The following is a 19,029-nucleotide window of genomic DNA, read 5'->3' on the forward strand; positions in this document are numbered from 1 at the left end:
CGCCATTAAAACCGCAGACTAGCGACGAGTCAGGCTTGGACATCAGTGAGAAAATCCCTAGACTGGACTCTACCCAAGACTTGCGATACCTACGACGGGCTACACCTACGCAAACTGCCTATTGTTCAAGTGTTGAGTACAAAGTTTTTTTTCACCACCGCCAAGCGTTTGAGGTTATATAAGCGTTAGCCTAAAAGGAAGTACAAGTTGTACTAAATAAAAAGTAATTTTTAGGGATTTCTAGGAAACTAGTAAATAACTATATAATGAAAAACTTTCAGGAGGAGCGGTAGTGAGCCTAGAAACTCTCGTTGACCAAGCCACCATCCCCCCAGATTCAGGGTCAGCATCCAGTCCCTTTGATGCAGATAGCTTTAATGAAGCTGTTATGTCTACCTACGCTCGGTTTCCTTTAGCCCTAGAACGGGGTGCTGGATGCCGGGTTTGGGATACACAGGGGCGAGAATATCTGGACTTTGTAGCTGGAATTGCCACTTGTACTTTAGGACACGCCCACCCAGCTATGGTAGAAGCGGTGACACGCCAAATTCAGAAGCTGCACCATGTGTCTAATTTGTACTACATTCCTGAGCAAGGTGAATTGGCAAAATGGATCGTTGATCATTCCTGTGCCGATCGCGTATTTTTCTGCAACTCTGGAGCTGAAGCTAACGAAGCCGCAATTAAACTGGCGCGGAAATATGCCCATACAGTATTAGACATTGAAAAACCGATTATTTTAACCGCCAATGCCAGTTTCCACGGGCGGACTTTGGCAACGATTACCGCCACTGCACAACCGAAGTATCAAAAATATTTTGATCCTTTGGTTCCTGGTTTCCACTACGTAAATTACAACGATATTAACGCTGTGGAAGTGGCAATTAGCGAGTTAGATGAAGGTGATTATCGGGTAGCAGCAATTCTGATTGAGCCATTGCAGGGAGAAGGCGGTGTGCGTCCAGGAGATGTTGCCTATTTCAAAAAGCTGCGGCAGATTTGCGACGAAACTGGCATTTTATTGATTTTTGATGAAGTGCAAGTTGGTATGGGGCGCAGCGGTAAATTATGGAGTTATGAACATCTCGGCGTTGAACCAGATATCTTCACCAGTGCCAAAGGCTTAGGTGGCGGTATCCCCATCGGCGCAATGATGAGCAAGAAATTCTGCGATGTTTTTCAACCAGGGGAACACGCCAGTACTTTTGGCGGAAATCCTTTTGTGTGTGGTGTAGCACTCAGTGTTTGCCAGACATTAGAGCGGGAAAATATTTTGCAGAATGTGCAAGACAGGGGTGAACAATTGCGATCTGGATTGAGGGCGATCGCAGCAAAATATCCTCAGCAGGTTGGGGAAGTTCGGGGATGGGGTTTAATCAACGGTTTCGAGTTGCGAGCCAACATTGAGCTAACCGCAGCCGATGTCGTCAATGCTGCCATCAACGAGGGCGTATTGCTCGTACCAGCTGGGCCAAAAGTAGTCCGATTTGTGCCACCGTTGATTGTCACAGAGGCGGAAGTAAACACTGCCTTGGAAGCTGTAGAAAAGGCGATCGCGATCGCCACAAAATAAAATATCAACCTCTCGTTCCTTGGCTCTGCCAAAGAATGTGTTTAGGGAGGCTATGCCTCTAGTCTTTGGCGGCAGAGCCTCTAAATAGGCATTCCCATACAGAGCATGGGAACAGAGTTTAATCTTTACGTCCCTGCGTCCCTCTTCATTCTGGGGAAATTTCCCGATAAGCTTGCCGACACTGTTCATAATTGTCTGGCAAAATTTCGGCATTACCAAAACATAATTGCTCGTGAGTGGTAATTAAAGTTTCATAAGGCTGTATGGGAGTCACAGACGATCGCAGCAATTGCAGATATTCTCCATCTGTACGGCTGAGTTTGTGGGGTGCGATGGTGTTTTGATCCAACTGCTGCAACATCGCTAAATAGATACAACGGCAAGCTTCACGGTAGTTACCCTGACGGTAGAATTCTTGCGATCGCTTCAACAAAAGGGCTATGGATGACTCACTAGAGGGATTTTTTACGCGAAAATCAGTGAGATTGCCACTTCTATTCAGCCAAGAATATACATAAGGACTGAATTCTCGCCATAATCGCCAACTCACCCAAGCTATAAATAAGCCTATTACCAGCCAAAAGAGGAATTTCAACAACTCGCCAAGCTTTGGGTTAATCGACCATCCAGTAGGCAATTCGGGCAAAGCCTGTAGAAAGCGGTAAAACTGGTATTCCCACCATTCTCCCACTTGGTGTTGGAATTGAGAAAGCTGCCAACTCCAGCTAGTTTTTTCAAAAGTATCTGTAGGCATAGGGGAAAGCAGGGGAAGCAGGGGAGGCAGGGGAGGCAGGGGAGGTAGGGGAGGCAGGGGAAGAAGAACTATTGATTATTGACCAATGCCCAATGCCCCATGCCCCATGCCCATGACTATTGACTATTGACTACTGACTCTTTTTTTATCACTATCGAGCCGATAACAATAAGTAGCGCACCGAATGCAAGAAATCCTAGATCCCAAACTAACTGATTTGGGCCTGGTTTCACATGATGGATACCGAGAATTTGGTGGTCAATTAAACCTTCAACAAAGTCAAACAACCCAGTTCCAATCACTATTGACCCAATAAAGGTTTGTGATGACCAAGGAACATCATCACGCCCTCCTGCACGCCATAGCAACACTAGTCCTACCACGGTGAATACCCAATCCAAGGCATGAAATAACCCATCCCATACCATGTTCAAATCTATATTCGCCGTGTTTGTCAGAGGTCGAATGCTACTGAGCATATGATGCCACTGGAGGAGCTGATGCAGTAAAATTCCATCAAGAAATCCTCCAAGACCCACACCAAGACAAATTCCAGCACTAATTAATGGTGCGCGTCGGTAGAAGGTTTCACTTTTTGCCTCCATTGTCAACCTCATAGATAGGCTTTCTTACCAAAATACAACATCTTTTAGAAAAAAAATCTTCTATCTTGAGGTATATACGATTATTCAACTTAAATTAATCAATTTTCAAATTTAATCTGCATACCCGTTTTCACTGGGTCGAAATCTTGAGGAAAATGGGTGTTGCGATCATAGTCTGCTTTTTCCAGGTTCGCTCCTTTGAGGTCAGCTTGGCACAGATTCGCTGACATCAACAATGTTCCCCTAAGATCAGTATCCTTCAGATTAGCTTGACTTAGATCGGCAAAGCTGAGGTCAGTTCCTCTCAAATTAGCGCCACTCAGGTTAGCTTCACTCAAGTCAGCATAACTGAGATCAGATCCTTTCAAGTTAATGTTTTGCAAATCAGCATCACTCAGTTCTGCTTTACTAAAATCTCGTTTTCCGGCTGCATAACTCTCCACAAGAGTAGCGGCACTATTTATCGGCTGTTGAGAATTGACTTCAGGCATATAACAGCCTCACGGGTTATCTCGTTATTACTTTGATATTAAATAGGACTTACGCACGAGTTATGGAATAACAAACCGCAGAGGCGCAGAGGACACGGAGAAATGAGAGTTTGAGAGATATTTTGCGTAAGTACTAATTAAAGAATAAGAATTAAATAATATACAATTTATGTCCCTGACTTACCTCACCCTTAATCCCTCTCCTTATAAAAGAGAGGGAAGCAAGATAAAGGATGAAGTTTTGCATTTTATTTAATCCACTTTCCTAAGGATGAAAATTCTCCCACTTCATCCTTCCTAAATGTAATACATGAGTTCCTTCTGCTTGCGGATTGATCTTCGCTCACAAAGGTCTTGGAGTGTATATTTTTCCAAAACGGAGTTAGCAGCCTGACGTGCTTCCTGCCAGACTTCCTGAATTAGCTCACCTTCTACCGTGTTGGGAGTCGGCTCACAATCAGAGACAACAATATCTGACCCTTCCATGCAGCTAAAAGCATCGAACACTGTAATCTTACCAGGTTCTCGTGCCAGAACATAGCCACCCTTAGCTCCGCGTATACTCTTAATTAAACCTCCACGCCTTAATGTTGCCAGGAGTTGTTCCAAATAGCGGTTCGGTATGTCTTGCAATGCCGCTATCTCTCGAATTTGTAGGGCTTCACCGTTAGGATAGCAGGTTGCCAACTCTAACAGAGCTAGAAGTGCGTATTCTGATTTGTTAGAGATTACCACAGGCGTAATATTTTAAAGTCATATTTTAAAGATACAAAGTCCTTTAGTTGGTTTCCCTAACCTTACTGTTAAGAAAAACTTTACAATTAACTTATTGTTGACAGTCTAACTCTACTTTAAAGACCTTTAAGGATAGAAGCAACTATTTTTTGCTTTTAATTCGATAAATAAAAGTGATTGATTATTGTACCGTCTTTTGGGTTTAAGAGTTTAACTAGTCTTTAATACTCATTAATCAGGCAAAGAACTCCGTTAACAAGTTCTTTGATACTTAAAGGACGCAGATCATAAGTGGTTACGCAAAATTATTTATGTCATTGCGAGCGAAATGAAATGTAGCAAAGCAATCCCAAACCGCAAGTGAATTGCTACCCTGCAAGAACGCCTGCCGTAGGATGCCGGAACGCAAGAGCGTCTCCTGTCTTGAGAGAGGCTGTAGGGCGAACATTTCGCTTTACTTTGGGAATGACAAATGTATATTTAATTTTGCACTACTACTTAACTCCACTCCTCTGCCTCTTTGTTGACTTGTTTATGGACTTTCAACAAATTTTATTTGGAAGTTCCTAAATCCTTTTGTCTGGCAATGTTGCTTAATTTGGCTCTTAAATCTGCCCATTTGACCCCTGCTAGGCTGGGCAAAACAACATGAGCGGCTCCAACTCGTTCAGCGGGGCCGAGTCCTACTGCCCACATACCAGCGGCTAGAGCCGCTTCAACGCCTGCTGCGGCATCTTCTACAACTACAGATTGCTCTGGTTCGAGTCCTAGTTGCTTGGCTGCATACAGAAACAGGTCGGGTGCTGGTTTGGGTTCTTGTACACTATAACCGTCAGCGATCGCATCTATTTTATCAGCAATGCCCAGTCGCTCGATCACTGTACGGGCATTTTTACTGCCTGAACCAATACCGATTTTAATCCCAGCTTGCCGCAGTTCATCCAAGAAGGCGATCGCACCTGGCAACAAATCCTGGGGCGTCATCTTTTGCATCAATTCCACATAATAGCGATTCTTGCGCTCCATCATCTCCTCGATTTGTGCTTCCGAATACGGTCTATCCTTAAGAATCAGCATCAGGGAAGCACGACGGGATACACCCCGCAACGCTTCGTTAGCCTCCCGATTAAACGGTATACCCTCTTCATCTGCTAGCTTTTGCCAACCTAGATAGTGAAGTTCTGCTGTATCTGTTAGCACACCATCTAAGTCAAAGATGAATCCTTGGATGTTGAGGTTATGGGTTGCTTCGCTTTGGGATTGAGGATTGGCGACTGGCGGGGATGAGGGAGCAGGGGAGGTAGGGGAAGCAGTTTGGTGTTCAGAAGCTTCTGAGCGGAGATTTGGGGGATTTGCAGAAAGGGAAAGTTGGAGAGATTTTAGTTGATTAGTTATATCCTGGGCAACTTGTCCCGGACGGAGATCGAACTCGTGCCATTTCCCGCGCCAGTGTAGTTTAAACTTCAGGCGTGTCCAGCCAGGGGGCAGATGGGGATTGGCTACGGGGCCGTTTTCGGTTAGTTGGATGCCACCGAATCCAAAAATTACAGCTTGCCAAACGCCACCAGCAGTAGCGCCATGAATTCCATCTTTGGTGTTACCTCGGTTATCTTCAAGATCCACCATTGACGCGTGCATAAACTGTTCGTAAGCTTCCGTTGATTTGCCCAAATCGGAAGCTAAGATGGCGTGAACTGCTGGCCCAAGGGACGAACCATAGGTAATGTCTGTACGGGGTGCGTAGTAGTCCCAGTTTGTCTGCAATGCTTTTTTGTTATAGGGAAAATCTGCTGATTCCCGCATTAAATAAAGCAGCATTAATACGTCTGGCTGCTTGAGTACTTGAGATTTGTTGGTTTTTTCCATACCCAAGATCGGTTGCATGGAGCGATCGCGTGGTTCATATTCTGCTAAGTTAATATCTTCCAATTGGAAAAATCCCTCGATCTGCTCAATTAGTTCTGTTGATGGGTCATAGAAAAACAATATTTTGGCGATGATATCTTGCCAGTGCGATCGCTCTTGGGGGGTAAGTTTTAATTTCTGTTCTAGTTCGGTGGCTCGTTCGGGGAATTTGTCAACCAACCAATCATAAACTGCGATCGCTTTCTCTAAATGCCATTGCGCCATCCGGTTTGTAAAGGCATTGTTGTGAACCAATTCATGGTATTCATCCGCTCCGATCACTCCCCGAATTTCATACTTTTCCTGCTCAGGATTGAATTCTACCCGGCTACCCCAAAAAATGGCGGCATCCAAGATCACCTCTGCGCCGCACTTTTGCATCCACTCATCGTCACCAGTGGCTTCCCAGTAGTTCCAGATGCCGTAGGGGATATCTGCATTGATATGAATTTCGCGATCGCGGCACCAAATCCGCACGTCTTCACCATAAAAATCACTTTCGAGTGCCCAACGTGGTGTCACTTCATCTCCGGTATCTGCACTTTCCCAGGCATACATTGCCCCTTTATACCCGTAATGGGCTGCCTTACGTTGCGCTCCTGGTAAGGTGTGCCAGCGGTAACTGAGTAAGTTGTGGGCGATCGCTGGTTGGGTAAACAGAAACAGGGGCAGCATAAAAATTTCTGTATCCCAAAAGATATGACCGCGATAACCAAACCCCGAAAGGGTTTTAGCAGGAATACTCACCCGATCATCATGCTGTGGGCCAGCAATCAGCAGCTGAAACAGATTGTAGCGAACTGCAAAAGTAGCTGTGCTATCCCCTTCAATGAGAATGTCACTTTGCTGCCAAACCTCATCCCATGCCTGTAGATTGGCTTTTTGTAATGTTGTATAGTCTGGCAGGTGTGCAAGTTTTTCTTGAGCTGCTGGGACTGGTGTTTCAATCTCCCGCGAGGTAAAAACTGTGACGATTTTTTCTACTGTTACGGTCTGTTGCGCTTTCGCCTGGTAGGTTGTACTCAAGGTAGGATAACCAGGTGCGGTACTGACTTGCAAAGATGCTTCAGTGCCTGATATTGTTACCTTAGCTGCCATACCGAGTTCAATGCGGGAGTTGCGGGTGCGGCGTTGCAACCAGATTCCTTGGTTTGTCTTGCCCTGATCCAGTCCTTCCCAGTGATTGAAACCCTGATTTTCTGGATAGCCGTTAATGCTAGCTTGAACTTCAATTACCCCATCAAAATCTACTGGCGTTATTTTGCAGCGTAGCGCCAACACGTGCGGATCTGCAAGACTAGCAAAGCGTTCAAAATGGATATCTATGGTGTTCCCACTCGGAGAACGCCAACGCAAGGCACGGATTACTAGTCCTTGACGCAGGTCAAGTTGGCGATCGTAGTTTAATATCTCACCTTGATCGAGACGGAAGCGATCGCCATTCACAATCACTACCAACGGTAGCCAATCCGGGCAATTTACCAGTTCAGTGTACACCACTGGCACATCGTCATAGACACCGTTGATGAAAGTAGCTGGCAATGCATGAGGATGCCCTTCCTCAAAACTGCCCCTTGTTCCCAAGTATCCATTACCGATTGTAAAGACGGTTTCTTTGGATTGCAATTGCTCAGGGTCAAACTGGGTTTCGATTAATATCCAGTCTGTGTAGATAAAATGGCGAGAACGAGCTTTTGTTTGCATAAAGTAGGGAGTGGGGATTTTGAGTCTTTCAGGGAGATGAACGGAGTTCCGAGGTGGATGAACGAGTCTTTCAGAGAGATGAACGGAGTTCTAAGGCGGATGAACGACTATCAAAGGTGGATGAACGAGTATCAAAGGTGGATGAACGAGTATCAAAGGTGGATGAACGAGTATCAAAGGTGGATGAACGAGTATCAAAGGTGAATGAACGAGTATCAAAGGTGGATGAATCAGTCTCTAATTCTCCTCGTTCCCCTGTCCCCTTATCCCCTTGTCCTCTCATCCCCTACTCCCCATTCCCTAAGCACCATGCCCCATGTGCTTTTCCAAAATCTTTTCGGCTCTAGGTTTATAAATGAGATGAAATAAGGCTTCCATATAGCGATCTCTGGCTTCGTTATTTTCTGGAGCAACAAAGTTCCAGAAACTAAACATTTTAGCTAACAATAGTAATTGATTACTATGTAAATGCCAATTATATCTATTATGAATTCGCTGACTCATCCGTTCTGAGACTTCGTGCCAATGTTCAGGATGAGTATCGCATTGCTCAACGAAGTCTAAAATTTTCTTTGCTGTTCCTTCTAAGTCTGTAGGATTAACATTAAATCCATTCTCTTGGTTCTCGATTATTTCTAAAGAGCCACCAAATTGAGTGGCGAAAGTTGGCAAGCCGGAAATCATCGCTTCCAAAATACTCCGCCCGAAGGATTCAAAGAGAGCAAAATGGACATAAATTCCCTGAGAGTCTGCAACTACCCGGTAAGCTTCGCCGAGGTCGCGGGTCGGGATACGCATCCCTATCCAGCGAATATTACCATAGAGATGATATTGATCAATGATGTCGTGAAGTTTTTGGATTTCTTCTGCTTCTTCTGGGTTGGTAGCTTCATGCGGATGCAGTTTACCACTTAAGAGGATCAGGTTACAATGCTTTTGCAACGCCTGACTTTGACCAAAGCATTCAACTAACCCAGTGAGATTTTTGATTGAAGTGACCGAAGCAGCAGCAAAAATTGGTCGCTTATTAGAGTTCTTTAAGTGACCTAATATTTGGGGATCTTCGCGGGTAAAGAGTAAGTCGTGAATTTGGGTGCCAAGGTTAATATCTCGGTCTTCTTTTTGGCTATAGGGAAAGAAAATATTCTCATTTACTCCCGGCGGCACCAAGTTGAATTTAGGACTAAACAAATCAATCCCATCAACCACATGATACAACTGTGGCATCGTAAACCACTTGTACGACTCGTATTGACCTATGGTGTCGGGTGTGCCGACAATTTCTTGGTAGGACGATGTGATGATGAAGTCAGCTGCATTCATGCTGATTAAATCGGCGGTGAATTGAGCCGAGAAGTGATATTGGTCTTCTAAATCTTGCCAATACAAATTACTAAATAGATATTTAGGTTTGTCCAAAGAATGGGCAATGTTGCACTGGGTAACTTTCATCCGGCGAGATAAAAGAAAGGCGACTAAGTTCCCATCGCTGTAGTTGCCAACAATCAGATTAGGTTTGCCTTTGAATTGAGTTAATAATTCTTTTTCTGCATCTAGAGCAAATGTTTCTAAATAGGGCCAAATCTCAAATTTAGAAATCCAATTGTTAGTAACTTCTGGATTGAATTCACCAAAAGGAACGCGCAAGATCCAAGCATTTTCAGTATCTTGGACTTTTTCTAAACGCAGGTTGCAAAATGTCCCTTCACAGTTAGGGATTAGCCGCGTAAGAATAATCACATGTGGCTTAATGCCCAGCAGGTCCAGTCCAGCGAGTTTGATTTCTTCACGCAGTTTGTTTTCTAAGCTGCGAGCTTGTTCAAGGACGTAGATAACTTGACCGAGTGTTTCATCTCTTCCTAAAACATCTTCCTGTCCAACCCAGCCGTGGATGGAAATGAGGACGACGCGAAAGACGGCGGGGACACGGGCGACAAATGTTTCTAAGATGCCAGGTTCTGGAGAGAAAATGAGTCGGTCGAGAAGTTCTAGGGTTTGGGAGACTCGTACCGCAGTGTTACCCCAACCAGGCTCAAAGCCGAGTTCTTGGAGGTCAAAGCGGAATTTTTCATAGGGTTCATGAGGCTCAAGCTGACTCAGGAATTTGAGCGCTTGCTTAATTTGTTTAGCTAGCTGAATACCGGAGGGAATGCGATCGTTCAATAGTAGGCGAATACCGTCGTATTCCAGCCGATGTAAAGCTTGAAATAACATTTCTAACCAATATTCGGGGTCAGTCAACAATTGACTGCACAGGTAACGGTTCAGGAAGGCTAAACCTTGACCAATATTTCTGGGGTCGTCGATTCTTGGGGAACCCTCATAAAAGGGGTGGAGGTCAATTTCGAGAATGTGGCGTTGGTAACGGTTAACTAAGCGATCTCTTACATCTAGCAGGGCTTGAGGTGTCATCTGCTCGAAACTATTAAAATCGGCTGTCAGTTGCCAAACTTGTTGGTTAGCAATCTTAGGTCGAACCACGAACCAGGTACTTTCCTCTTCGAGAATTATTTCGTGGGTGTACTGTATCAGTTTACCAACAGAAGAAGAGTAGTAAAAATAGGCTGGTTTTTGGGATTGATGACAGTAATCAGCAAAGAGGAGCAAAATCTCATTTCTTAGGAAGTAATGCTTTCCTGAAGTATTCAACGCATAAATAAACTGATGTAGAACAGTTTTTTCATCACTGTTGAAGACAGCTTGAACTAGTTCATGCATGATGACGAATTCCAGTACTTTAGCTAGGTCACGACCTCATTTTTGTCTCCAGTCTTGTGAGGCACATTTCCGTCTGTCATAATATATAACCGTGAAAATCCCTCGCATCTAGCTCTGGGATGAAATGCTGCGAAGACTTCAAATTTATAGGATTAGGTAGGGAAGTAGGAGGTGTAGTGTAATAGACTTCTTGCATAAATCAAAAATAAGAACCCCACCCCGCCAAAGCTACGCTTTGTCTTTCCTCCCCGATGCTTTGGGGAGAGGTGTTAGGGACTTTTGCAAGAGGTCTAATTTGTCCAGCGATCGCTAACTCATGATTAATCTTTCTGACAATTAATAACATGATTTAAGCTAAGTAAGTTAATTGGGTTTCCAAGTATACCCCCTCTAGAGAGATTATTGCAGAGCAAGAAGACTGGTAAAACAAGCTGTAAACGCCAAAAGAGAATGTAGATGTTCTCTGGGCGACTCGCCAAAAGGTAGGCTAGGGTAAAGAAAAAGAACATTCTCTAAAAAACTTATACTATGCTCCTGAATCTTGATAAAGTTCGCCAAGATTTTCCCGCCCTTGCTGGTAAATGGACTTTTTTTGATAATGCTGGCGGGTCACAAACCCTAAAAAAAGTAGTAGATAGAATTAGCGAATTTCTCTTGAGTTCTGATGTCCAGTTAGGAGCTTCTTATGCGGTTTCTCAACTTGCAGGAGAAAGATTAGCTCTAGCAACTGAAAGAATGGCTACTTTGATTAACGCCAATTCTTTTAAAGAAGTGGTCATGGGCCCATCTACTACAATGATGTTGAAAGTTCTATCAATTTCTCTGGGTCAAACTTTCACGCCTGGTGATGAAATTATTGTTACTAATTGTGACCATGAGGCCAATATTGGTGCTTGGGTTGCTCTTGAAAAACAAGGAATGAAGGTTAAAGTGTGGGAAATTCGCCCAGACACCTTAGAACTTCATTTAGCAGATTTAGAACTCTTGATGAGTGAGCGCACCAAACTAGTAGCTTTAACTCATGCTTCTAATGTTCTGGGAACCATCAACCCGATCAAAGAAATTGCTGAATTTGTCCATGATCGCAACGCGATGATTTGTGTAGATGGTGTAGCTTATGCACCCCACAGATTAATTGATGTGCAAGATTTAGATGTTGATTTCTATACTTTAAGTTTTTATAAAGTCTATGGGCCACATCATGCCTTACTTTATGGTAAAGAAGAACATTTATTAAGATTGCCTGGTTGGAACCATTATTTTCTTGAACAGACAGATATACCTTATAAATTTCAATTAGGGAATGTCAATTTTGAATTAAGTTATGGGATGTTAGGGTTATGTGATTATCTAAGTGAGTTAGCACAACTGCACTACGGCAATCAAACCGCACCTGATTTGAGAAATCAAATGGTGCAAGCGTTTGATTTAATTAGCATCCATGAAGAAAAGATTAGCGATCGCCTCCTAAACTACCTCAACAGTAAGTCTAATGTGCGAGTAATTGGTCAATCAAAAGCTGATCGCCGATTTCGTGTACCAACTATATCTTTTGTAGTAGATGGAATGAATAGCTCAATCATTCCAGCAAAAATTGACCAACATTATATTGGGATTCGCTACGGGGACTTTTATGCTAAACGGCTGATTGAATACTTGGGGTTAGCGTCGCAAGGTGGAATAGTCCGGGTAAGTATGGTGCATTACAATACCCTTGAGGAAGTTAACAGCTTGATTGAGGCTTTTGAGCAGATATTTTAACTACAGCAGATTTAATAGGACTTACGCAAAAAACCTCTCAAATCATTCCTCCGTGTCGCGCCAGTTGCTTCAAGTCGGGGAACCGCATCGCCCTTGGCGTCTCCCCTTGGGAGAAGGGCGCACTGGCTTCTCTGTGTCTGGAGTGGTAGCCTGCGGCAAGCCGCTTTGCGTCTACGTTCTTTCATAACCCGTGCGTAAGTCCTGTTTAAACTTGATGAAGTACAAAAATACCCCACCCGCGCTGTCACGCACCCTCCCCTTGGCAAGGAGAGGTGTACTTCATTTACTTGCAAAGTGCTGTATTATTTTGAGCTACTTAGCCGTTAATAAGCTGTAAAACTTGCACCTCTTCTTGTGGAGAAATTAATGTTTTACCCACCGGCACAACAGCCAAAGCATTGGTTTGAGCTAAATTAATTAAATTGCCAGAATTGTGACTACCACCAGCTTTGTGAAATTCGTAAACTCCATCAATCAAATGCAATTTACCCGAAAGGTAAGTTTCACGCTTGCCATCCGATCGCAATTCATCATGCGATCGCACTTTCAAAAATACTGGTTCCCAACCTTCAGTAATTCCGGAAAGTTTCTTGATTGCTGGTAGTACAAACCGCCAAAAAGTTGCTAAAACAGAACCAGGGTTTCCTGGTAAACCAAAATAGAGGGCTGAGTGGGTACAGACGCGATTAATCGCGTCTCTACTGGGGAAAGTGGCGACAGTAAGGGGTTTCCCTGGTTTTATTTGTACAGCCCGAATGTGGATTTTTGCTCCTAGTGAGTCTAGGATTTTGTCAACATAATCATAATCTCCCACTGAGACACCACCAGAAGAGAGAACTATATCAGCGATCGCAACGGTGTGAGCAATGACTTTTTCTAAGGCAACTGGATCATCCTTCACAATACCTAACAGTAACGGTTCTGCCCCACTCTCCTTTACCAAAGCTGCCAGCGTATACTGATTAGAATCCACAATTTGCCCTGGTTGCAGCGGTTTATCAACTGTGATCAGCTCATCACCAGTCGAAAAAATTGCCACACGCGGACGGCGGTAAACATTTAATTGCGGACATTGTGCTGCTGCTAATACGGCAATTTCTGGGGCATTTAACTTAATTCCTGCTGGTAGTAGTTGTGTTCCAGCTTGATAAAAAGATGCTTTGTATCTGACAAATTCTTGCGGTTTTGGTGCAGCCAGGATAAATACGCGGTTTTCTTCCCGACGTGTATTCTCTTGAATGACTATAGTATCCGCACCTGCTGGGATCACCGCACCTGTGAAAATCCGCGCCGCTTGCCCTAGTTTAATCGTAGACTTGGGCTGATACCCAGCCGGAATGTCTTCAACAATTTCTAAAACGGCTGGTTGTTCGGCGTTAGAGTGCTGCACATCTTGATAGCGAACTGCGTAGCCATCCATTGCCGAATTATCCCAATGGGGAAAATCTAATGGACTGGTGACAGGTGTTGCCAAAATCCGACTATCGGCTGCCAACAAATCGACAACTTCTGTATCCCGTTGATGATCCAACGGTTGGACTAAATTTAAAATAATTGCTTGTGCATCGCTGACTGGTAGCATAGCGATCGCCTCCGACTTTTTACCTTAATCTCTGTAAAGTAACACTGATCAATTTTAGATTTTAAATTTTGGATTGAAGGATTCAAAATTTAAATCTGGTTTCACAGCCACCATTGTTTAAACTATAGAAAAATCTAAAATCCCAAATTCCTTTCTCAACAGTCCTACCTTTAGCTATGGGGTTAATCTAAAATCCAAAATTGATTAACTTTTCACTTGATGTGGAAAAGTCAGAATACCGACCTTTAAGACAAGGGGCAAAATCCCCAAGTCTTGTTAATTGTGATAATAGCTGGATTTACGTCAAGCTGCGCTAGTTTTTTTCTGCTTGAGGGTAAATCCCAAACTACACACTGCTAGTAAACCTATAATTATGCTTCCTTCGGGGACTTTGGATACCTGAACTGAATTGTTACTTAAATTTAGTATTTGCTCTTTGCCTGCTGCATCTCTCTTGATCAAATGAAATTCTTTAGCTAGAACCTGATCACTAAAGCCTTCATCTATAAGTGCGAGATTATTATTAAGCCATGTGTCACCAGGAAGGCTATTATCCTTGCCAACATCAAAGGGGCCAATTTGCCGGGTAGTGCTATCAAAGTTGAATCTCAAATACCTGTAGTTAGATACACCACTAACCACTGGAGTGAAACTATTTATGAAAGTATTCAATGGATCAAAGAAGGAAATTGAGAGAGACTGCAAGTTTTTCGTATCCCCCAAACCTGCTTCATAAATAACGCTTGGAGCAGTTGTTGTATCGTAATTAAATGAACCTTTAGCTGAATAACCGGAGTCTCCTTTCCAGTTAAAGTTGAACTCAACAGCATCAGCTATGTCATTAGTGGTTATGGCGATCGCTAATATTAAACTAGTAGTCCTCACAATCCTAAAAGCTGTTTTAGTAAACAGATGTTTCATGGATACAACTTCCAAATTAAAATAAAGTTTCTATAACAATACAATATTTCCCAAAAACAGAATTAAAGCTTAAGTCATTCTGGGATTAGCAGTACGCTCCTACTGTATCTTGCATCCATGATGCGTAGCGGCTATTCTACGAGAACACCAAAGGCGAACCGGCAGGGGATGAGAATCGCTATATCTGCTTAATCCTATTCTTGAGTCGTGCAGTTGGCAGTTGCACAAATTCATGTTGGCTGGTTTTTGTTCGTTTACAGCGCAGCAAGTAGCCAAGTCATCATCCTAATATAAAAAATAGGAGCAATCATTATTCCCCAACCCCTAAATAAAAATACCTATTTTGTATGACAATCGAACGAGTTTCCCAAAAACACTATCCCAAGGCTGATATTGGGCGGCGAGGTATGGCATTGGGGCTTGATTTCCTTGGTGTCTGGTTAGTCAGTTCGCTACTGGGAGGCAGCGATATCGGTATTCAATTTGTTGAAATCTTAGTTTTCGTAATACTTTGGCTAGTTTTGCGGGTGCTACTGGTATACAACAATCAAGGGCAAAGTTTAGGGCGTTGGGCGTTCGATTTAAAGGTGTTGTCAGTCGAAGATGGGCAAGTGATGGGCAGAATTCCAGATTTGCTCTCACTGCTGAAGCGAGAGGCAATCATCGGCTTGGGTGCCCTTTTAGTGTCAATTGCCCTGACCAATATTAGAGCCAATCCCACTGCTATACTGCTAGTACTTCCCTTAGCAATTGATTGTGGGACTGCCTTCTATGATGCCCAGATGCAGCAGGCTTTACACGATCGCTACTGCGGAACTTTCATAGTTTCGTCGCGTCGTGGCTACTCGCTCGATATAAAAGTCAAAAGATTAGTTGAAAATATGCGGCGGAATGTGAGAAGATAGTCATTTGTGTTAATTCTCTTCAGGCTTCACTGTTTGTAAGATTATGGCTAAGAGTAAAGGTGCCCGCATAATTGTGACACTAGAGTGTACCGAGTGTCGGACAAATTTAGATAAGCGTTCTGCTGGTGTTTCACGTTATACCAGTACCAAGAATCGCCGCAACACTACAAATCGGCTAGAACTGAAAAAGTTCTGCACCCACTGCAACAAACATACCGTTCACAAGGAAATTAAATAGAGATGAGTTATTTCCGTCGTCGTCTTTCTCCGATCAAGCCAGGAGAACCAATCGATTATAAAGATGTTGATTTATTACGTAAGTTTGTCACCGAGCGGGGTAAAATACTGCCACGTCGGATTACTGGGCTAACGTCTCAGCAACAGCGAGAGTTGACATTAGCAATTAAACGTTCGCGGATTGTGGCTTTATTGCCATTTATCAATGCGGAAGGCTAAAAAGAGTGATGAGTTATGAGTGATGAGTTAAGAATCAAAACTCCTAACTCCTAACTTAAAACTATTTAAACTGTTCACCAAATTTAAAGTGCGAGAGTTGTGGAGAAGGGGACGCTAGTTGAATTTAGGGTTCAAGGCGATCGCCGTCTGGGCATCGTAGAACGTCCAGACGGAAAAACCCGCTGGTTTGTGGTAGACGAACGTGGTCAATCTCACAGCCTCGCGCCTAAACAAATAACCTATACAGTTACCGGACAAACTTACAAGCCCTCTGAGATTGCCAGCTTTTTGGAACAGATTAAGCCTTATCTAGATCCATCTAGCTTAGAAGTGGCTTGGGAATTACTGGTTGAAGATGGGGAAACAGTCACCCCAGACCAAATGGCGAATCTGCTATTTTCAGAATCAGCCGCGCCTCATTGTTACGCCGCCTATTGCTTGTTATCAGACGACAAACTTTATTTCAAGCAAAAAGGAGATGCTTACGAACCGCGAACTGCTGCTCAGGTGGCAGAACGGAAGCACCAGCTGGAAGTAGAGGCACTAAAAGCTAAGGGACAGCAGGAATTTTTAACTCGTATAGAGCAGGCGCTCAAAGGTGAAGTGGTAGAGTGGGGCCGCCATGATCGCCAACGCTTAGAAGGACTAGAAAAATACGCAGCGCTGATAGCTGACACCGTGCGGACGGGGGTTAATTATGACTCCTTGGCTCGCGCTTATCCGCCCAGCGCTCCAGTTTTAGAAACTATGACCATGCTGGGACGACCCACAACACCCCAAGGAGCCTTTCAACTGTTAGTGGATTTGGGTTGCTGGAGTCCCTATGAAAACTTGTTCCTGCGTCGTTCTTCAATTCCAATTCAATTTCCTCATAAGGTATTAGAAGTGGCGCAACAGCGTTTGGATTTCCCGCCGATTGACTCAGATACAAACCGTTTGGATCTGACTCACCTAAAGGTCTACACCATTGATGATGAAACTACCACAGAGATCGACGATGGTCTAAGTTGGGAAGTACTCGCTGATGGACGGGAACGCCTATGGGTGCATATCGCCGATCCCACTAGATGGTTAGTGCCGGAAGATGAATTAGATTTGGAAGCCAGAAAGCGGGGTAGTACAGTCTATTTACCTACGGGGATGATTCCCATGTTCCCAGAGGTATTGGCAACTGGGCCAATGAGTCTGATCCAGGGAAGGGTTTGTTGCGCCCTCAGTTTCGGGATTGTTTTAGGTACAACTGGAGCAGTAGAAGATTACAGCATTCATACCAGTTCGATTAAGCCGACTTATCGCCTCACCTACGAAGATGTAGATGAAATGCTGCAATTAAGGGTGCAAGCAGAACCAGAAATTGCCGCGATCGCTACTTGGGCACAGCGGCGCAAGGCTTGGCGTTACGCCCAAGGGGCAATTAGCATCACTATGCCGGAAGCGACGATCAAAGTCAAAGGTGACGAGATCAACATTGACATTTTGGACGATTCCCCGTCGCGGCAACTGGTAGCAGAAATGATGATTCTTACCGGTGAAGTTGCGGCTCGTTATGGTAAAGCTCATAACATACCTTTGCCCTTTCGCGGTCAACCGCAACCAGAATTACCTCCAGATGAGGAATTGCTTTTACTTCCGGCTGGATTCGTTCGCGCCTGCGCCATGCGTCGTTGTATGCCCAAGAGTGAAATGAGCATCACGCCTTTGCGTCATGCTGGTTTAGGTTTGGATACCTACACCCAAGCAACCTCTCCCATTCGCCGTTACAGTGACTTACTCACCCACTTTCAACTTAAAGCTCATTTGCGGGGTGAAGTTCTGCCATTTTCCGCAGAACAACTAAAAGAAGTAATGATGACTGTTGCCAGTATCACCCAAGAAGTGACAATGGTGGAACGGCAAACTAATAGATATTATGCTCTAGAGTATTTACGTCGTCATCCAGAGGAAACTTGGGATGTGACAGTATTGATGTGGCTGCGGGAAGACAGCAACTTGGCACTAATTTTGTTAGAAGATTTGGGCTTGCAGTTGCCAATGACTTTCAAACGTTCTGTGAACTTGGGCGAACAGATATTAGTGAAAGTTAGCCACGCCGATCCGCAAAAAGATATGATCCAGTTTCAAGAAATAATTTATCAAGAAGCCTAAACAGCAGAGAATTAACTAATTTGTCATTTGTCATTTGTAATACTTGCCAGAGGCTAGTATTATTAATTACGAATTATTTTAATCTTGCTCTAACTAAAGCTTCATAACGTTTCGCCTGTTCAGGATGCTTTCTCAGATAGTCGCAAAATAGCTTTTGTTCCCAAAATTCGCTGTTAACCTCGACTATATGAACATGATGAGTCCGTTGCTTTCCGGATGGTGGCATTCCTTTGACAAAAAACATCCGTCCAGGACGCGGGTCTTCACACCAATAAATGTATCCTAAAGATTCTAATATCGGAACAGCAGATTTCGCATCTACTAAGGAATGGACTCCTACCATAATGTCAATAACTGGTTTTGCTGCCATTCCTTGTACTGCCGTACTACCAATATGTTCAATTTCCGCAACTAAGTTATTGCCTAGTGCCTGCCAAATACGCTCGGCTTTTTGTGCAAACAAGGTCTGCCAACATGGGTCATATTCGACTAGATTGACTTCATCCATCGGTGAAATTAATTTTATCTACAGCGATCGCGGTTGGTTAAATCGTTTACTTACAGCAGAATTCAAGTATTTGAACCACATATGTCGTGAGGGCACAGCAATGCTGTGCCCCTACTGTGTGGTCTATTTACCTGAAAATAGCTGTAATTTCCATTCAAGCAATTTTATTAGTATACGCCTTATGTGAGTGAGAAGGGGTAGCAAAAAAGAAAGGGAAACCACAAGATAAAGGTAACGAAACCAAAGCTTGAGGTCTCCCAATGAAT

17 protein-coding genes are annotated in these 19,029 nt (G+C 43.8%); 6 read left to right on the forward strand and 11 right to left on the reverse strand.

Annotated elements, in window-relative coordinates; genetic code table 11:
• Positions 1-292 precede the first annotated feature (292 nt).
• Positions 293-1,573 (forward strand): aspartate aminotransferase family protein, encoded by a 1,281-nt coding sequence (locus tag V7K21_RS18425; RefSeq protein WP_335176631.1) that lies wholly within the window; start codon positions 293-295, stop codon positions 1,571-1,573.
• A 145-nt stretch (positions 1,574-1,718) separates the two neighbouring features.
• On the opposite strand, the gene V7K21_RS18430 is transcribed toward V7K21_RS18425, so the two are convergent.
• The 8 genes from V7K21_RS18430 to V7K21_RS18465 all read right to left on the reverse strand — a co-directional run bounded on the left by V7K21_RS18430 (position 1,719) and on the right by V7K21_RS18465 (position 10,831).
• Positions 1,719-2,327, reverse strand: a complete 609-nt coding sequence (locus V7K21_RS18430; protein WP_335176633.1) for a DUF4129 domain-containing protein — start codon at positions 2,325-2,327, stop codon at positions 1,719-1,721.
• Between the two features lie 116 nt (positions 2,328-2,443).
• On the reverse strand, positions 2,444-2,932 hold the full coding sequence (locus V7K21_RS18435; RefSeq protein WP_273762221.1) for a DUF2243 domain-containing protein: 489 nt from the start codon (positions 2,930-2,932) through the stop codon (positions 2,444-2,446).
• 98 nt (positions 2,933-3,030) lie between these two features.
• A complete protein-coding gene (locus V7K21_RS18440) occupies positions 3,031-3,423 on the reverse strand; it encodes a pentapeptide repeat-containing protein (RefSeq protein WP_335176635.1) in 393 nt (130 codons plus the stop codon).
• A 297-nt stretch (positions 3,424-3,720) separates the two neighbouring features.
• Positions 3,721-4,158, reverse strand: coding sequence for an RrF2 family transcriptional regulator (locus tag V7K21_RS18445; protein ID WP_334958130.1), 438 nt, complete (start codon positions 4,156-4,158; stop codon positions 3,721-3,723).
• 552 nt (positions 4,159-4,710) lie between these two features.
• Positions 4,711-7,767, reverse strand: coding sequence for a beta-phosphoglucomutase (gene pgmB / locus V7K21_RS18450; RefSeq protein ID WP_335176637.1), 3,057 nt, complete (start codon positions 7,765-7,767; stop codon positions 4,711-4,713).
• Between the two features lie 70 nt (positions 7,768-7,837).
• Positions 7,838-8,050, reverse strand: coding sequence for a hypothetical protein (locus V7K21_RS18455; protein ID WP_335176640.1), 213 nt, complete (start codon positions 8,048-8,050; stop codon positions 7,838-7,840).
• Between the two features lie 17 nt (positions 8,051-8,067).
• Positions 8,068-10,485, reverse strand: coding sequence for a sucrose synthase (locus V7K21_RS18460; protein WP_335176642.1), 2,418 nt, complete (start codon positions 10,483-10,485; stop codon positions 8,068-8,070).
• A 199-nt stretch (positions 10,486-10,684) separates the two neighbouring features.
• Positions 10,685-10,831 carry a hypothetical protein gene (locus V7K21_RS18465; RefSeq protein ID WP_335176644.1) on the reverse strand — a complete coding sequence of 49 codons (147 nt, stop codon included), beginning with the start codon at positions 10,829-10,831 and terminating at the stop codon, positions 10,685-10,687.
• Between the two features lie 182 nt (positions 10,832-11,013).
• Here V7K21_RS18465 and V7K21_RS18470 point away from each other — a divergent pair, with 182 nt between their 5' ends.
• A complete protein-coding gene (locus V7K21_RS18470) occupies positions 11,014-12,246 on the forward strand; it encodes a cysteine desulfurase-like protein (RefSeq protein ID WP_335176645.1) in 1,233 nt (410 codons plus the stop codon).
• A gap of 316 nt (positions 12,247-12,562) precedes the next feature.
• Here V7K21_RS18470 and V7K21_RS18475 read toward each other — a convergent pair whose 3' ends face one another.
• Entirely contained in the window at positions 12,563-13,828 is a 1,266-nt protein-coding gene (locus V7K21_RS18475) for a molybdopterin molybdotransferase MoeA (protein WP_335176646.1), read from the reverse strand.
• A gap of 303 nt (positions 13,829-14,131) precedes the next feature.
• The gene (locus tag V7K21_RS18480; RefSeq protein WP_335176648.1) at positions 14,132-14,749 is read right to left on the reverse strand and encodes a PEP-CTERM sorting domain-containing protein; all 618 of its coding nucleotides are present in this window, start codon (positions 14,747-14,749) and stop codon (positions 14,132-14,134) included.
• A 347-nt stretch (positions 14,750-15,096) separates the two neighbouring features.
• Between V7K21_RS18480 and V7K21_RS18485 the strand changes: the two genes are divergently transcribed.
• The 4 genes from V7K21_RS18485 (at position 15,097) to V7K21_RS18500 (ending at position 18,255) form a co-directional block, all read left to right on the forward strand.
• Positions 15,097-15,654 (forward strand): RDD family protein, encoded by a 558-nt coding sequence (locus V7K21_RS18485; protein ID WP_335176650.1) that lies wholly within the window; start codon positions 15,097-15,099, stop codon positions 15,652-15,654.
• Positions 15,655-15,697: 43 nt separating this feature from the next.
• A complete protein-coding gene (rpmG, locus tag V7K21_RS18490; RefSeq protein WP_162397071.1) occupies positions 15,698-15,892 on the forward strand; it encodes a 50S ribosomal protein L33 in 195 nt (64 codons plus the stop codon).
• A gap of 2 nt (positions 15,893-15,894) precedes the next feature.
• Positions 15,895-16,110, forward strand: a complete 216-nt coding sequence (gene rpsR / locus V7K21_RS18495; protein ID WP_012411240.1) for a 30S ribosomal protein S18 — start codon at positions 15,895-15,897, stop codon at positions 16,108-16,110.
• Between the two features lie 99 nt (positions 16,111-16,209).
• A complete protein-coding gene (locus tag V7K21_RS18500) occupies positions 16,210-18,255 on the forward strand; it encodes a ribonuclease catalytic domain-containing protein (protein WP_335176652.1) in 2,046 nt (681 codons plus the stop codon).
• Positions 18,256-18,328: 73 nt separating this feature from the next.
• On the opposite strand, the gene V7K21_RS18505 is transcribed toward V7K21_RS18500, so the two are convergent.
• Positions 18,329-18,763 (reverse strand): GrpB family protein, encoded by a 435-nt coding sequence (locus tag V7K21_RS18505; protein ID WP_335176654.1) that lies wholly within the window; start codon positions 18,761-18,763, stop codon positions 18,329-18,331.
• Positions 18,764-19,029: the final 266 nt, after the last annotated feature.

Origin of the sequence: Nostoc sp. (assembly GCF_036919595.1) — a bacterium.
Classification (GTDB): domain Bacteria; phylum Cyanobacteriota; class Cyanobacteriia; order Cyanobacteriales; family Nostocaceae; genus Nostoc.

Coding starts and splice junctions, on each gene's coding strand:
- V7K21_RS18430 (WP_335176633.1), bottom strand. CDS start 2,327: ATGCCTACAGATACTTTTGAAAAAACTAGCTGGAGTTGGCAGCTTTCT.
- V7K21_RS18435 (WP_273762221.1), bottom strand. CDS start 2,932: ATGGAGGCAAAAAGTGAAACCTTCTACCGACGCGCACCATTAATTAGT.
- V7K21_RS18440 (WP_335176635.1), bottom strand. CDS start 3,423: ATGCCTGAAGTCAATTCTCAACAGCCGATAAATAGTGCCGCTACTCTT.
- pgmB (WP_335176637.1), bottom strand. CDS start 7,767: ATGCAAACAAAAGCTCGTTCTCGCCATTTTATCTACACAGACTGGATA.
- V7K21_RS18455 (WP_335176640.1), bottom strand. CDS start 8,050: ATGAGAGGACAAGGGGATAAGGGGACAGGGGAACGAGGAGAATTAGAG.
- V7K21_RS18460 (WP_335176642.1), bottom strand. CDS start 10,485: ATGCATGAACTAGTTCAAGCTGTCTTCAACAGTGATGAAAAAACTGTT.
- V7K21_RS18465 (WP_335176644.1), bottom strand. CDS start 10,831: ATGTTATTAATTGTCAGAAAGATTAATCATGAGTTAGCGATCGCTGGA.
- V7K21_RS18470 (WP_335176645.1), top strand. CDS start 11,014: ATGCTCCTGAATCTTGATAAAGTTCGCCAAGATTTTCCCGCCCTTGCT.
- V7K21_RS18475 (WP_335176646.1), bottom strand. CDS start 13,828: ATGCTACCAGTCAGCGATGCACAAGCAATTATTTTAAATTTAGTCCAA.
- V7K21_RS18480 (WP_335176648.1), bottom strand. CDS start 14,749: ATGAAACATCTGTTTACTAAAACAGCTTTTAGGATTGTGAGGACTACT.
- V7K21_RS18485 (WP_335176650.1), top strand. CDS start 15,097: ATGACAATCGAACGAGTTTCCCAAAAACACTATCCCAAGGCTGATATT.
- rpmG (WP_162397071.1), top strand. CDS start 15,698: ATGGCTAAGAGTAAAGGTGCCCGCATAATTGTGACACTAGAGTGTACC.
- rpsR (WP_012411240.1), top strand. CDS start 15,895: ATGAGTTATTTCCGTCGTCGTCTTTCTCCGATCAAGCCAGGAGAACCA.
- V7K21_RS18505 (WP_335176654.1), bottom strand. CDS start 18,763: ATGGATGAAGTCAATCTAGTCGAATATGACCCATGTTGGCAGACCTTG.